The sequence below is a fragment of the Nonlabens spongiae genome (genome assembly GCF_002117125.1).
Taxonomy (GTDB): Bacteria; Bacteroidota; Bacteroidia; order Flavobacteriales; family Flavobacteriaceae; genus Nonlabens; species Nonlabens spongiae.
Genome location: NZ_CP019344.1, coordinates 1,415,657 through 1,431,290 on the forward strand (window position 1 = coordinate 1,415,657; position 15,634 = coordinate 1,431,290).

13 protein-coding genes are annotated in these 15,634 nt (G+C 40.9%); 5 read left to right on the plus strand and 8 right to left on the minus strand.

Annotation, left to right across the window (positions count from 1 at the left end):
• Window positions 1-4: 4 nt before the first annotated feature.
• The 3 genes from glyA to BST97_RS06515 all read left to right on the plus strand — a co-directional run bounded on the left by glyA (window position 5) and on the right by BST97_RS06515 (window position 2,791).
• Window positions 5-1,273: a serine hydroxymethyltransferase gene (gene glyA / locus BST97_RS06505; RefSeq protein ID WP_085766478.1), complete on the plus strand. Its 1,269-nt coding sequence runs from the start codon at window positions 5-7 to the stop codon at window positions 1,271-1,273.
• Between the two features lie 3 nt (window positions 1,274-1,276).
• The gene (locus tag BST97_RS06510) at window positions 1,277-1,729 is read left to right on the plus strand and encodes a hypothetical protein (RefSeq protein ID WP_085766479.1); all 453 of its coding nucleotides are present in this window, start codon (window positions 1,277-1,279) and stop codon (window positions 1,727-1,729) included.
• Window positions 1,730-1,834: 105 nt separating this feature from the next.
• Window positions 1,835-2,791: a Fic family protein gene (locus BST97_RS06515; protein WP_157111506.1), complete on the plus strand. Its 957-nt coding sequence runs from the start codon at window positions 1,835-1,837 to the stop codon at window positions 2,789-2,791.
• Window positions 2,792-2,868: 77 nt separating this feature from the next.
• Here the strand turns inward: BST97_RS06515 and BST97_RS06520 are convergent, their stop codons facing one another.
• From BST97_RS06520 to BST97_RS06535, 4 genes are all read right to left on the minus strand, one after another.
• A complete protein-coding gene (locus tag BST97_RS06520; RefSeq protein ID WP_085766480.1) occupies window positions 2,869-4,206 on the minus strand; it encodes a dihydrolipoamide acetyltransferase family protein in 1,338 nt (445 codons plus the stop codon).
• Between the two features lie 129 nt (window positions 4,207-4,335).
• Window positions 4,336-5,469 (minus strand): glycosyltransferase family 2 protein, encoded by a 1,134-nt coding sequence (locus BST97_RS06525; RefSeq protein WP_085766481.1) that lies wholly within the window; start codon window positions 5,467-5,469, stop codon window positions 4,336-4,338.
• Window positions 5,470-5,472: 3 nt separating this feature from the next.
• Window positions 5,473-6,090, minus strand: a complete 618-nt coding sequence (gene recR / locus BST97_RS06530; protein WP_085766482.1) for a recombination mediator RecR — start codon at window positions 6,088-6,090, stop codon at window positions 5,473-5,475.
• A gap of 141 nt (window positions 6,091-6,231) precedes the next feature.
• The gene (locus BST97_RS06535) at window positions 6,232-7,200 is read right to left on the minus strand and encodes an NAD(P)H-dependent flavin oxidoreductase (protein WP_085766483.1); all 969 of its coding nucleotides are present in this window, start codon (window positions 7,198-7,200) and stop codon (window positions 6,232-6,234) included.
• Between the two features lie 182 nt (window positions 7,201-7,382).
• Between BST97_RS06535 and BST97_RS06540 the strand changes: the two genes are divergently transcribed.
• Together BST97_RS06540 and BST97_RS06545 are read left to right on the plus strand one after the other, a co-directional pair.
• The gene (locus BST97_RS06540) at window positions 7,383-9,746 is read left to right on the plus strand and encodes a TonB-dependent receptor (protein ID WP_085766484.1); all 2,364 of its coding nucleotides are present in this window, start codon (window positions 7,383-7,385) and stop codon (window positions 9,744-9,746) included.
• Window positions 9,747-9,750: 4 nt separating this feature from the next.
• On the plus strand, window positions 9,751-10,566 hold the full coding sequence (locus BST97_RS06545; protein ID WP_085766485.1) for a DUF4249 domain-containing protein: 816 nt from the start codon (window positions 9,751-9,753) through the stop codon (window positions 10,564-10,566).
• Between the two features lie 33 nt (window positions 10,567-10,599).
• On the opposite strand, the gene BST97_RS06550 is transcribed toward BST97_RS06545, so the two are convergent.
• The 4 genes from BST97_RS06550 to BST97_RS06565 all read right to left on the minus strand — a co-directional run bounded on the left by BST97_RS06550 (window position 10,600) and on the right by BST97_RS06565 (window position 15,557).
• On the minus strand, window positions 10,600-12,183 hold the full coding sequence (locus tag BST97_RS06550) for an amidase family protein (protein ID WP_085766486.1): 1,584 nt from the start codon (window positions 12,181-12,183) through the stop codon (window positions 10,600-10,602).
• Between the two features lie 234 nt (window positions 12,184-12,417).
• Complete coding sequence (locus BST97_RS06555) at window positions 12,418-12,993, minus strand: XAC2610-related protein (RefSeq protein ID WP_157111508.1); 576 nt, start codon at window positions 12,991-12,993, stop codon at window positions 12,418-12,420.
• Window positions 12,994-13,272: 279 nt separating this feature from the next.
• The gene (rimO, locus tag BST97_RS06560) at window positions 13,273-14,580 is read right to left on the minus strand and encodes a 30S ribosomal protein S12 methylthiotransferase RimO (protein WP_085766488.1); all 1,308 of its coding nucleotides are present in this window, start codon (window positions 14,578-14,580) and stop codon (window positions 13,273-13,275) included.
• Window positions 14,581-14,693: 113 nt separating this feature from the next.
• Window positions 14,694-15,557, minus strand: a complete 864-nt coding sequence (locus tag BST97_RS06565; protein ID WP_085766489.1) for a hydroxymethylglutaryl-CoA lyase — start codon at window positions 15,555-15,557, stop codon at window positions 14,694-14,696.
• Window positions 15,558-15,634 lie beyond the last annotated feature (77 nt).

Genomic DNA, 15,634 nt, shown 5'->3' on the forward strand with positions numbered 1-15,634 from the left:
GCCCATGGATCAAGAAATTTTTGACCTGATCAATCAGGAGAAGCAACGCCAGACTAATGGTATAGAACTCATTGCAAGTGAAAACTACGTAAGTGAAGACGTGCTTAACGCTGTAGGCTCCATACTCACAAACAAATATGCCGAAGGGTATCCTGGAAAACGTTACTATGGAGGTTGTGAAGTGGTCGATGAAATAGAAAACATTGCCATAGAGCGAGCTAAAGAACTTTTCAATGCGGAATATGTGAATGTTCAGCCGCACTCCGGCAGTCAGGCAAACACAGCGGTTTTTCATGCTTGTATGAATCCGGGTGATAAGATTTTAGGTTTTGACCTTTCTCATGGTGGCCACTTGACGCACGGTTCACCAGTGAATTTTTCTGGAAAGTTGTACAAAACCTCTTTTTACGGCGTAGAAAAAGAAACGGGTTTACTCGATTACAATAAGATTGAAAAAATCGCTGAGGAAGAACAACCTCAAATGATTATCGCGGGAGCCTCGGCTTACAGTCGTGAGATTGACTATAAACGCTTTCGCGAAATAGCGGACAAAGTAGGCGCTTTACTCCTAGCAGATATCGCCCATCCAGCCGGACTTATCGCAAAAGGTATCTTACAAGATGCCGTACCTCATGCACATATTTGTACTACGACCACCCATAAAACCTTGAGAGGTCCACGCGGCGGACTGATCATTATGGGAAAAGACTTTGAAAACCCATTTGGCCAAAAACTCAAGTCTGGTAAATTAAAGAAGATGTCTACGCTACTCAACAGCGCAGTCTTTCCAGGAAATCAAGGAGGGCCGTTGATGCACGTGATAGCTGGAAAGGCGGTCGCTTTCGCGGAAGCGTTAACAGACGAATTTCTTCACTACACGGTTCAAACCCGCCAGAATGCAAAAGCTATGGCAGCCGCATTTGTGGAAAAAGGCTACCAAATCATCTCTGGCGGAACAGACAACCACAGCATGCTGATCGACCTACGCAATAAAGGAATAACCGGTAAGCAGGCTGAAGAGGCGCTCGGTGAAATAGATGTAACCGTGAATAAAAACATGGTTCCTTTTGATACAGAATCACCCTTTGTTACCAGCGGTATACGCATAGGAACACCCGCAATTACCACGAGAGGTCTTAATGAAGACGACATGAAGTGGATCGTTAAAGTGATCGATGAGTGTTTGATGAACATGGAAGATGAAGACAAACTAGCTGCACTGAAATCTCAGGTCATGGAGAAGATGAGCGGATATCCCATGTTTAAGATGTAAGTTTTGAAATCTGGGATTGAGATAACAGAATCAAAATTAGTTTTTACCGCCTTCCCTTCCAAAATTACTGGACTAGGTAAGTTTTGTAAATCTTTTGACTGTCTACTTGATGATATAAAGTTCATCGCTCTAAGCCCCAGACTAGTTTTAGATGACGAATGTCTTTTCATTCTTATAGTTGACTGGTCCAAGAATATTTATATTCTCAATGATCATGTATTAAAAACAGAAGGACTTAGCGATTTAGAATCGAATTTTGGTCTAGAGCCAATTCTAGAAACGTGGGAAAAGTTTTCTTATGATGATCATTATGGGAAAGTCGATAAGATTATTTATCCTTCAAATCATTATTGGAAAAATCTATTCAAATCCGACTGGAAACTACGCGTAAGACAATTATATGTGCCTATTAAACCAAAATCTTTTTTGGGAAATCTAGACTTTATCAAAATCTAAAAATGAGTTAGCTATTTTGTACGTATAGATTAGAGCCATTTAAATAGGTACTAAAACTCACAAGTATCGGAAAGCTATTATATTTTATTTACCGATATTTGCGTTGTGAAAAAATGGAATGATATATCGGTAAGTGAGGAAAACAGTCAACGCCTTTCTAGACTAGAAGCAAAGAAGGAGCGTCTTGATCAATTGCGCCCTTTCCCCAGCGCTGTAGTGAACAACATCAGGGAAAGTCTTGATATAGAATGGATCCATAGTTCCAACAGTATTGAAGGGAACACGCTGACACTGAAAGAAACTCAAATGGTGATTCAGGATGGAATAACCGTTTCTGGAAAAACGCTTAGGGAACATTTTGAAGCAGTGAACCACAAAGATGCTATTGAATACATCGAGCAACTTATTTCACCTAACTACACTCTTAGAGAAAGGGATGTCTTGAATGTTCACGAGTTAATCATGGATAAGATTGATAAGGAATTTGCAGGTAGGCTCAGAAATGCTGGAGTACGCATAAGCGGTGCGCAATTTCTACCGCCTAACGCTCGTAAAGTTCCAGACCTTTTGGAAGAATTAATTGACTGGGTTGCAAATTCTCAAGACTTTCATCCAATAGTTCAGGCTGCCATTTTTCATCATCGATTCGTTTACATTCATCCATTTTTTGATGGGAATGGTAGAACCGTGAGACTCTTGTTTAATCTCTTGCTTATGAAAGAAGGTTATCCACCCGGTATTATTCTGGCTTCAGATCGAAAGAGATATTACAAAGCACTTAAAGATGCTGATCAGGGGAATTTAGATAAGCTTTTAGAATTGACATTACAAGCTGTTACTAGGTCTACAGATATCTACTTAAATAATCTCGAAGACATTGCGGGTGATTTTGCACCCATTTCTGACATTGTTAAAGAGCCAGCTATTCCTTACGGTCAAGAATATGTAAGCCTACTAGCTCGCAAAGGGCAAATCGACGCTTATAAAGAAGGTAGGGTTTGGTTTACTTCTAAAGATGCCATAACAAAGTATCTAAAATCAAAAGGAAAGCTCAAGAACTGAATTGATCCTAATCCTAAAAACAAAATGCCCGTCTCACAACTGAAACGGGCATTTTTGAATCTTGAAATTGGTGACCTCTAAATAGTTCTGTCCGGATCAAATCCTTCTAGTAACTGCGCCACACGCTGAACAAACTGTCCGCCCAACGCTCCGTTCACTACTCTGTGATCATAGCTATGTGACAAGAACATTTTCATACGTATACCGATGAAATCACCATCTGGAGTTTCTACAACTGCTGGCACTTTTCTAATCGCTCCAAGTGCCAAAATTGCCACCTGCGGCTGATTGATGATAGGCGTACCCATGATCGATCCAAAAGTTCCTACATTAGTTACCGTGTACGTTCCTCCTTGAGTGTCGTCTGGTTTCAATTTTCCAGTTCTGGCTCTATTTGCAAGATCATTTACTGATTTTGCCATACCTACCAGATTCAACTGATCAGCATTCTTAATTACCGGAACGATTAGGTTACCGTCTGGCAAGGCAGCAGCCATACCTAGATTGATATTTTTTCGCTTGATGATCTTGTCTCCGTCTACTGAAATGTTGATCATAGGAAATTCCTTGATCGCCTGAGCAACTGCTTCCATAAAGATAGGAGTGAATGTCAAATTTTCCCCTTCACGTTGTTTGAAAGCATCTTTGTTTTTCTTTCTCCAGTTCCAGATATTGGTTACGTCACATTCAATAAAACTCTGAACGTGTGCACTGGTCTGTACTGATGCTACCATGTGGTGCGAAATGAGTTTCCCCATGCGGCTCATTTCCATAATTTCATCACCTCCATTTACCGAAACGGGTGCTGCAACAGGTGCTTGCTTTGGAGCAGCACTGTGCGAAGCTGGTGCTGCCGGTGTGGATGGGTTAGATGATGTAGCAGTAACTTTTCCTGCTTTTTTATCCTCGACATAAGCTAAAATGTCATTTTTGGTAACTCGACCACCCTTACCGGTTCCGGAAATGGACTCTAACTCGTCCAAAGAAATACCTTCTTGTTTAGCTATGTTTTTTACTAAGGGTGAGTAAAATGAATCAGAATCTGCATAATTGTTGTCAGAGCTAGTGCTTGACGTAATTTCTTGTTCAATTCTCGCAGCAGCTTCTTCAACTACTTTTGGCTCACTTACCTCTGAAGTTTCGGTTGAGTCTGCATCTTCAGTTTCACCTTCACCTTCTGTCTCGATGATGGCGATGGTTTGCCCTACTTGAACAACATCATCTAACTCAAATAGCCTCTCAACAAGTTTACCATCCACCTCGCTGGGAACCTCGCTATCGACTTTATCTGTGGCAATTTCAAGAACAGGTTCATCCATCTCGATGGTGTCCCCTACTTCCTTAAGCCATGAAGTAATAGTTGCTTCTGCAACAGATTCACCCATTTTGGGCAACTTCAACTCAAATCTTGCCATAACTATTTTCTAATTCTTATTTCTTTAAGTCTGCAAAAATAATACTTCTCAATTCTGTAATTGCGGATTTTTCATCGTTAACCGCGGTTTTTAAGAATTCGTTATCAAATCTGCAATCAAATCGCTTATTCACTTCATTATTTTCACTGCTCCACGAGCATTTGCATCATCACTTCCTAGAATCGTACTCGTATTTTCTGCATAAAAACGATATTTAAACTTCCGCCTATGTTCTTTAATAAAGGTAAGTATCTCACTAAAAGAATAACTTGATGTATCAAAAATGAGTTCTGAGGAACTTTCTTCTTCAACCGATTCTAAAGAACGTGTGATTAAGTTCTCAGTGCCCTGCCATCCTGTTTCTGAAACAAAAATTTGTTTTAAGTTTTGAACCTCTTGAACTTTTTCGCTCGTTGAAGATTTTACCAGTACAAACAATTTCGCAGCAGCTTTTACCAGCCATTTCTCTAATCGGTTTCGCTTGAAATATTTATCGTAGAACAACTCCATGGCGCCATAAAATCGTTTGAGATACACCTTATCTTTTACCGTGCTTTCTCCCTTGAAATGTAAAACCGTTTGCGAGCCCAAGTAATAATTTTGAAATCCCTTTTGAAGTGCCGTGTAACTCAAATCAATATCTTCTCCATACATGAAGTAGCGATTGTCAAAACCGCCACATTCCTTATAGACATTAGCCTTACAAAACATAAACGCGCCCACCAGTATATCGACTGCGTCCTCTCTAAACTCGCCCACCTTATTAAAATAATAATTGGAATCGTTACCTAAAATCTTCTGTCGAGAGACTTCTGGTGTGGGGATGTGTCTTTTGCTTTCGGGTAGGAATGTGCCGCTACCATCCATGAGTCTTACGCCTAGAAAACCTAATTTCTTGTGGTCGTGGGATTGTGGTTGCGACGCTTTCACTTCGACTCCGCTCAGCGACCGCGCGAAAGCGAGACACTCAACAAAGACCTGCTCAGGAACTACCGTATCAGGATTTAAAATACATAGATACTCACCGCTCGCTTGCTCTACCGCAAGGTTATTCCCTTTGGAGAAACCATGGTTCTGATCAAAAGCCAGCAATTTAACTTGTGGAAAATGTTGCTTCACCAGCTCGGTACTGCCATCTTGTGAATGATTATCGGCCACGATGATTTCTGCATCGAGATCTTGAGTGGCTGCAAGAACGCTCTTGAGACACAGATTCAAGAAATGCTTAGCATTGTAATTGAGAATGATGACCGAAAGTTCCAAAATCTAATTCTTGATAGAAGATTCATAAGGTACGCGCTGAGCAATACTACGGCCTAGTGTGACCTCGTCAGCAAACTCGAGCTCGTCGCCCACGGCGATTCCCCTGGCGATCGTGGAAGTGCGTATGTCAATACCTTCCAGCTGTTTGAAAATATAGAAATTAGTGGTATCTCCCTCTATAGTAGGACTTAGCGCAAAAATTATCTCTTGAACACCATCTTTTTTTATGCGTTCGACAAGCGATCGTACTTTGAGATCCTGTGGCCCGATGCCATCCATAGGGCTGATTTTACCACCCAAAACATGATAAAGACCACGATATTGACTCGTGTTTTCAATCGCCATCACATCCCTGATATCCTCCACCACGCACACGATGGTTTCATCGCGTTTGGGACTGCTGCATATCTCACAAAGATCACCATCGCTTACGTTATGGCACTTCTTACAGAATTTCAAATCGTGTCGCATGCGGGTCAGCGCAGTCGACAGTTGATCGGTTTGCTGTTCTGGCTGGCGCATGAGATGCAATACGAAACGCAAAGCGGTACGTTTCCCTACTCCCGGCAATTGCGACATCTCATTTACAGCGTCTTCTAAGATTTTTGAAGAGAAATTCATTCAGGGATTTGAGATTTGAGATTAGAGATTAGAGGTTAGAGGTTAGAGGTTAGAGGTTAAAAAATAAACCAGTTCATCTAAGCAACCTGAGTCCAAATTTGGAATTTGGTCCCGTTAACAATCGGGATTGGAATTTGATAATCAGCTGTATTTTTTGAGAACTTCCACTTGTTGCTCAATCGCTTCCGTAAACTCATTTTTCATACGCTGAATTAATTCAGAGGCAGGGATGGAATCCTTTACAGTCGCAACTCCTTGACCGGCACTCCAGATGGTTTTCCAGGCTTTGGCCTCCGTATCCATTTCTTTCCCAAAATCTATTTTCCCTTTTGAAGCTAATTGTTCTTCTGTGATACCTGCTGCTTGTAGGCTCGCCGATAGAAAATTTGCGCTCACACCTGATATTGCTGCAGTGTACACTACATCACTTGACCCAGCATCGATGATCATCTGGCGGTATTCATCAGTTGCTTTTGACTCATTTGTATTGATGAAGCGGGTTCCTAGATAGGCAAAATCTGCTCCCATCTGGCAGGCGCTGGCCACATCTTGACCAGAACTCATCGCGCCTGAAAGTATAATCGCTCCGTCAAAAAAGCTTTTCACTTCTCTAATGAACGGCATGGGATTGAGTGTTCCAGCATGTCCACCAGCTCCGGCACAGACTAGGATCAATCCATCCACACCGGCTTCCATCGCCTTTTCTGCATGACGTTTTTTAATTACATCGTGGAAGACCAGTCCACCATAGCTGTGCACGGCGTTTACCACATCGCTTACTGCTCCCAGCGAAGTAATCACTAGCGGCACTCGATGCTTCATGCACAATTTTAAGTCGGCCTCCAGTCTGGGGTTGCTCCCGTGAACAATGAGATTAACTCCAAACGGCGCTGCCTTCTTACCTGTTTCTTTTTCCCAGGCTGACAGCTGCTCTTTGATAGTAATCAACCACTCCTCAAAACCCTCACTAGAGCGCTGGTTCAAAGCAGGGAATGTCCCGATGATTCCATTTTTACAACATTCTATGACCAGTTCCGGTCCTGAAATTAAAAACATGGGCGCCGCAATCACTGGCAAACTGAGATTTTTTGAAAGATCTTTTACAGACATATTTTAGGTTTGGGATAAAAATAAGGAACAGTTAGGTAAGATGAGGCTTACATGGCTATAATTGGCGTGCAATTACTATTTAAAATCACGTTAACAATTCCCTAACTCGCTCGTCTATAGGTTTAATTTGCAATAGGAAAGCGGCATCGCCGTTCTTGAACCATCAATCATAATATCCAGGTTTGAAGAAGTTTTATCTAGGAGTGTTTTTTTTTGTTCTCGCTTTCGCGAAAGCGTACTCTCAAAAAGCGACCCTGTCAGGAACGATCACTGAGAAAAGCACCGGCGAGACTCTACTCAATGTGAACGTGGTCTTTCCCGAAATCCCGACGGGAACGATCACAAACGAATACGGATTTTACTCCATAACAATACCAACGGGAACTTATAAAGTTCAATTTACCAGTTTAGGATATGCGCCTGTAGAGCAAACGATTGAACTTTCTGAAAACATGAAACTGGACATCGCTCTGGTTGCACAGGGTGAGGAACTGGAAGCCATCGTGATCAAAAACGATGTAGAGAAATTGGAGACCAAATCGCCACAAATGAGCGTCAACTCACTAAGCATGGAAACGATCAAAAAGATTCCTGTAGTTCTGGGCGAGACGGATCTTGTAAAAGCGCTTACTTTATTACCAGGGGTTTCTAATGCCGGTGAGGGATCATCTGGCTTCAATGTGCGTGGTGGCGCGGCAGACCAAAATCTCGTGCTGCTGGATGAGGCAACGCTTTACGGAAGCGATCACTTATTTGGTTTTTTCTCCGTCTTCAATCCAGATGCAATAAAAGATCTCAAACTTTACAAAGGTGGAATCCCAGCGCGATACGGCGGTAGGGTTTCAAGTGTACTGGATATTTATCAGCGTGATGGAAATAAACAGCGATTGTCCGGAACTGGAGGTATAGGACTCGTGGCCAGTAGATTACTTCTTGAAGGACCTATTGTAAAAGACAAAGCTTCTTTTTTAATAGGTGGGCGTAGTAGTTATGCACATTTATTTCTGCCGCTTTTTGATATCGATAATACGGCTTATTTCTACGATCTGAACGCAAAGTTGAGTTGGAATGTGGGAGAGAATGATCGACTTTATATGAGTAGTTATTTTGGGCGGGATGTATTTGAAGTTGACAATTTGTTTGGAAATAAATTTGGAAACAGTTTTGTCAATTTAAGATGGAACCATTTGTTCAACGACAAGCTCTTTGCCAATACCTCTTTGATCTTCAGCGATTATAATTATGGGCTGGAGCTGGATTTTGTCGAATTTCAATTTGACAGCGGGATAAACAACTTGAACGCTAAGTACGATCTCACTCATTTCTTAAACAACAAAGTGAAAATGCGTTATGGGCTCAATTCCATTTATTATGAATTTGACCCAGGTAAAATCGTCCCTACTACAGAAACCAGTGGAATCAACGAGCGTCAATTAATAAAAAAATATGCTTGGGAAAATGGAATCTACGTGGACGGCGAGTTTGACCTCTCCGAAAAAATCAACGTTAATGCTGGATTGCGATTGAGCACCTTCAATCGACTGGGCCAAGACTCCCAGAACATCTATGGGCCAGATGGACCCCTTTCCTACAATCAGGAATTAGAGATTTATGAAAAGAATGATCCCATAGGTACATTTTCTTCCAGTAGGAGTGAAACATTAGAGTCCTTTTTGAATCTGGAACCGCGATTTGGGATTTCTTATTCTCTTGATGACGACACCAGTATCAAAGCCAGTTACCAGCGCATCAACCAGTATATTCACTTGATTAGTAACACAAATGCGCCTACACCTTTTGACCTCTATGCTCCCAGCGGTAATTTTATAGAACCACAGCGCGGAGATCAAGTTGCTGCAGGTTTCTTCAAAAATATAGGCGACTTTTCTCTCGAAACAGAAGTGTTCTATAAAAAAGTAAACAACAGATTGGATTATATAGATGGTGCAGATCTGATCGCCAATGATGCCGTGGAACAAATATTACTTGCGGGAGAAGCTCAGGCTTACGGACTCGAGGTGCTTTTTAGAAAAAACTCGGGAAGACTGCAAGGATGGATCGCCTACACACTTTCACGTAGTGAACAAAGAACAGATGGACTGGAACCAGATGATCCCGGTATTAATAATGGCGAGTGGTACAGCTCGCCATGGGACAAAACCCACGATCTAACCATCACCTCTAGCTATGAGTGGAATAAAAAGTGGACGCTAGGAGCAAACTTCACTTTACAAACAGGTTTGCCAGTGACCTTCCCAAATGGTCAATACCAATTTGACAACCTTTTTATACCCACCTTTGAGTCGCGCAATTCCAGCAGATTGCCAGCGATTCATAGACTCGACCTCTCTGCCACTTATACTCCTAAACCTGAAAAAACCAAAGGCTGGCAGGGAAGCTGGGTTTTCAGTTTGTATAATGCTTACAACAGAAGAAATGCTGTGAGCATAAGCTTTGCCGAGAATGAAGAAACTAATAGGAACGAAGCGACGCGATTAGCCATTTTTGGGCTTGTACCTGCCGTGACCTATAACTTTAAATTTTAATACCATGAGAAAATTTGTAGGATTGCTTTTGATAACTGTTTTCATGTGGTCTTGTGAAGACGTGGTAGAATTGGATCTCAACAATGCAGACCCGAGATTAGTAATAGACGCCAGCATAGAACTTGAGGAAGATGGTACAACCGTTGCTCAAGTTCTCCTATCGCGTACAGCAGATTTTTACACCGAGGAAAATCCTTTGGTCGAGGGAGCGGTGGTTACAGTAAGCGATGACCAGGGAAATAATTATATTCTTACAGATGTTGGCTTTGGGTTATACAGTGCAGAGATCATAACTGCTGAAGATGGTGTTTCCTATACACTAAGAATTGAGGACGGAAACGATATTTATACTGCTACAGAACAACTAGTAAGAACAAGTCCGCTAATTGAAGTGGAACAAGAAATTGTAACAGGTTTTGGCGACGATGTTTTGAAACTCACCGCATTTTACAACGACCCGCCAGGACTAGGTAATTATTACCTCTTTGAATACCTAGACCCATTAAATGAGCAAGTAGATGTAGGTGATGACGAATTTCTGGATGGAAACACCTCACCCACCATTTTCTTCTTTGAAGACTTTGAGGCGGGTGACCTAGCGACTTTCAGATCAAAAGGAATCGATCAAGAATGTTATAATTTTTATAGAAAACTATTGGATCAATCTGGTGAAGGAAGTGGTGGAGGTCCCTTCTCTACCCCACCAGCTACCGTAAGAGGAAATATCATCAACTCAACAAATCCTGAAAGATATCCTTTTGGTTATTTTAGGGTAAGTGAGGTCTTCACCTTAGAATATACCATTCAACCCACGGACTGATCATGGATGGCAGAATCCTTTCTGAGTGCTACCTTATTCGTAACCTTTAGGAGGTTTTCTCGCTTTCAGCATCCTTTCAAATCCTGCAGCAATGTGATACAATTTTTTAAAACCGCTTGTATTATTCTGAATAAAAGTCATCCCATATGGCTTACCATCTTCATCGTAACCCATAGGCACCGTAATTAAATCCATAAAACCTACAGCGGCGCTGGCAGCGTCGTAGTTATTGATGCTGGCAATGACATCAAGATCTTGATCGTTTAAGTCGCTATAGAACTCTTGGGCATTTTTTAAAAGCCTAGATTTAATTTCCCTTAATTGCTCAGCTGTAGTGGTGTCCTTTTCTATATTATCAAACAGCCGCTGACCGTAGGGCATATAAGTCGTTGAATCCTTTTTATTTTCAGCAATGATGCTAGATATATCATAATCTCTGTATTGAGGATTTGCAAAATGCTTGAAATATTCAGGCAGGTCTTTTTTCATATCGGCATCCAGTAAGGTTATAAAACCATTAAGATCAATTTCTTTTTTTTCCAGCTCGACAATTTCAGCTCCAGTTCTTTTCATGGCATCAATTGCTTTGCTATACAAGTTGTTTTTTAAATATGATTTGAACACACCTATTCTACGACCTTTTAAAGTACTATCTGTTAATGGTTTGTGCTTAGATCCATAATTTATGGATATGTTGAATGCAGCTTCTGTTAAGATTAAATTGTCCTCGACATTTTTTGTCATAGGCCCTACTCGATCGAGATATTCTGAAATGGGCACAACGCCACGACTAACAAGAGATGTTCCTGGCTTGTAACCCACTACCGAGTTTTGAGAAGCGGGAGAAATAATACTACCAGCAGTTTCACTACCTAATGCCGCCACGGCAAAATTTGCTGTTACCGCTACTCCACTACCACTGCTTGAACCACCGGTATCGATAGTTTTGCGCCCATAGGGATTCAAGGTTTGCCCACCTATCGCGCTATAACCACTGGGACAATCACCACAAAAGTAATAGGCCCACTCGCTTAGGTTGGTCTTGCCTAGTATAATTGCACCATTCTCTCTTAAATTAGTGATCACTTCTGCATCAGATTCCGGCCTATTTTCTTCAAGCAACTTAGCTCCAGCAGTAGTCGGCATGCCTGCGATGTCTATATTGTCTTTAACTAGAATGGGCATTCCATAAACCGAAAAAATCACGTGATACTTTGATCGCTCAGCAACAAAATCGTGTAGCCGTTTGTCGGCCATTTTTGCTTGTTCAATACTTTGCTCATTTATCGCAATTACAGAATTCAGGGATTTTTCATTCTCACGATCGTACTTATATATGCGGTACAAATAGAATCGCGTAAGCTCCTCGTAGGTAAATGTTCCATTTAAAATCTCTTGTTGAATTTCAGGTATGGACTTTTCCATAATGTATGGTGCTAACTTTTCATAACGCTCAAAATCTTTTATTTCCTCCAGCAGTGAACCAAACACCTGAACCTTAGTTAAAAAGTGAGAATCAAGTACCTTGAATTCCCTGAACGGCTCTTGAGCACTTAAAAGACCACATGAGATTATTGCGATTAAAAGAGCATAGACTACTTGAGACTTTACGTTCATGTTCAATTAATTTTGAAGCTATGAAAATAATTAAGAATAATCATATTTGACTCGGCCAAAAGACCAACAAAATCTCTTATGATTATGACTTATCTAGATTTTATTGAAATCAAATATTTGTAAACAAAGATTGTAGACTTTTTAAAACTCTAATCCTTTTTTATCTATATCATTATTCAGATCATTATAAAAAAATTGAGATAATAATTTATAGAGTGAGACTTAGAGGGTTTTTCAATTCTCAAGAACTAATCCTGCCCCAACCCTATTGTAAATCTTAATGTTAGGGACTCCATATTCATAAGTTTTGATGACTCGACGGATCATCACGGGCGCACCGTGCTCAATCCTGAACAAATCAGTTCCTGATTTACAACAGCCTTCACGCCAGCTTGAAAAGATTTGCTTGTTATCCCTATCGATCTGTGGATGGCTTATCGTTGTAAACTCTTCTTTAAATTCATACTGACCAGTATCTGGATTAAGGATCCAGTAGTCAAATAAAGTGTTCACACCATCTGCAGCTAATTGTCTATAAACCCGTACATCATTGTAACCGTCAAAATTATAATCCTCTATAAAAATCAGCTGATCATCCGGTACGGAGATACTTACTTGATTTCTATTAGGTACAAATGAATGCTCTATCTGACCTTGTTCTAACACCTTAATCTTTGTAAGCTGACAACTAGTTCCATCACATTCCTTTTGATAGGTTACCACCGCATTGTTCTTAGTGATTGTGGCCTCCTTTTGAGCCCACAACATAGAACTGAATATTATAAATATGAATGCAGCTAAAGTTTTCATACCTTCAATATACAACGAATATCCAATAGATTTTATTAAAATTAAAGAAATTAATAGATTTTATAACTTATTTCATGAAGATTATGAAAAGATCAGTGGGTGTTCTCGCTTTCGCGAAAGCTGTTTTATATCGACTGCTTTTACAAATGTATAGGTGTTTATAACGGAACGAATTCTAAAATTTGAAAAAGATCAAATCCACAATAGTTGAATGAATCCTCAGAAAATTTATGGAGAAATATTTACAATTATTCAGAGAAAAGACTCAAGATTTTAAATTCAGCTGATCACGGGCTCACCATATAGATCAAAGTCCTCTGCGTCTGTGATCTTCACGTTGACAAATTCACCTACTGATAGGTAATGTTCAGCGGCGTCTATGAGTACCTCGTTGTCCACATCAGGACTGTCAAATTCTGTGCGGCCTACAAAGTGATTCCCACGTTTGCGGTCGATCATGACTTTATAGACATTACCTATTTTTTGTTGGTTCAACTCCCACGAGATTTGGGATTGAATTTCCATGATTTCATTAGCTCGATCCTGCTTCACCTCCTCTGGAACGTCATCTTCTAGGTTATACGCATGGGTATTTTCTTCATGTGAATAGGTAAAACATCCCAAACGCTCAAATCGCTGTTCCTTCACCCACTCTTTCAGCAACTGAAAATCTTCCTCAGTTTCTCCAGGATACCCTACGATTAATGTGGTACGTATAGCCATTTCTGGTACGCTTTCGCGAAAGCGAGACAATAACGCATTTGTCTTCTCATAGGTAGTCCCGCGACGCATGGACTTCAATAACTTAGTAGAAATATGCTGTAGTGGGATATCGATGTAGTTACAAACTTTAGGCTCTGTTTTCATCACCTCCAGAACATCCATGGGGAAACCTGTCGGGAACGCGTAATGCATCCTGATCCACTCAATGCCGTCGACCTGAGCGAGTGCTTTTAACAAATCTCCCAGTCTACGTTTCTTATAGAGATCCAGACCGTAATATGTCAAATCTTGAGCAATAAGGATCAATTCCTTAACACCGCTCGCAGCCAGTTTTTCTGCTTCTATTACGAGATTTTCGATAGGTGTACTGCGGTGCTTGCCACGCATGAGCGGTATGGCACAGAATGAACAGGGGCGATCACAACCCTCAGCGATTTTGAAATAGGCGTAATTTTTAGGCGTGGTCGTCACACGCTCGCCGATTAACTCATGTTTATAGTCAGCTCCCAGTGCTTTGAGTAGCGATGGGAGTTCAGTAGTCCCAAAGTACTGATCCACATCTGGAATTTCCTTCTGAAGATCTGGCTTATAGCGCTCTGAAAGACAACCGGAAACAAAAACCTGATCTACTTCACCCTTATTCTTACGCTCTACAAAGTCCAAGATAGTGTTGACGCTTTCTTCCTTTGCATTATCAATAAACCCACAGGTGTTGATGACAACCACATTGCCTTCTTCTTCATGTACCACATCTTTACCACTGGCCTTGAGCTGGCCCATCAGCACCTCACTGTCATAAACATTCTTAGAACAGCCTAAAGTGATTACATTGATACGGTTTTTTTTTCTTGTCTTTGTCCTCATAGCGGCTGCAAATTTACGGCTATGAAGGCTTGAAATAAAATGAGTTAGAAAAGATAATTATTCAAGAATGTGCAGGTCACAAATTTATGAGTGATATGACTTTTAAAAGGTGTCTAGTGATACTTTGTAAAGATCTTAGTAGCCTCGTTGTAACTGCTTTCAAATGACATGGCATTTACTCCTATATCTACTTTTGCGGTATTAAAATAACTCACCATTTTTTCTGTAGGCATGTTGCCAGTCAACTCATCTTTTGCCATGGGACAACCACCAAAACCCTGAATCGCACCATCAAAACGCCTACAACCTGCTTTGAAAGCTGCGTCTACTTTTTCATGCCAGGTTGTGGGAGTTGTGTGTAAATGAGCGCCAAATTCCACATTAGGATATTTAGGAATCAAATTAGAAAAGAGATAATCAATAGTTTCTGGATCGCTGGTACCTACCGTGTCCGATAAGCTCAGGATCTTCACTCCCATTCCAGCCAATTTCTCCGTCCACTCGCCTACAATTTCCACATTCCAAGGATCTCCATAAGGATTGCCAAATCCCATGGATATATACACCACCAGTTCCTTATCATTTTCCCCAGCGACATCAAGAATCTGTTTGAGCACATCAACAGATTCTGCAATGGTTTTGTGCGTATTGCGCATCTGGAAATTTTCTGAAATGGAAAAAGGAAAGCCCAAATAGTCAATCTCGGGATGTTTTACCGCATCTGTGGCACCACGCAGGTTGGCAATGATTGCGAGAAGTTTTGAATTGGTTCTTGAAAGGTCAAGTTTTGACAGCACTTCTGCTGTATCCACCATTTGCGGGATGGCCTTGGGAGAGACAAAACTGCCAAAATCAATCGTATCAAATCCACAACGCAGCAAGGACTGGATATATTGAACTTTGAGATCTGTGGGAATCATCTCTTTGATACCCTGCATCGCGTCCCGTGGACATTCTATAATTTTAACCTGCTCCATTGTCGCACAAATATAGGATTACTATAAGGTTTGCGCTAGAGTATTAAGAACTAGAATGAAACCTGAAATGAAGGGAT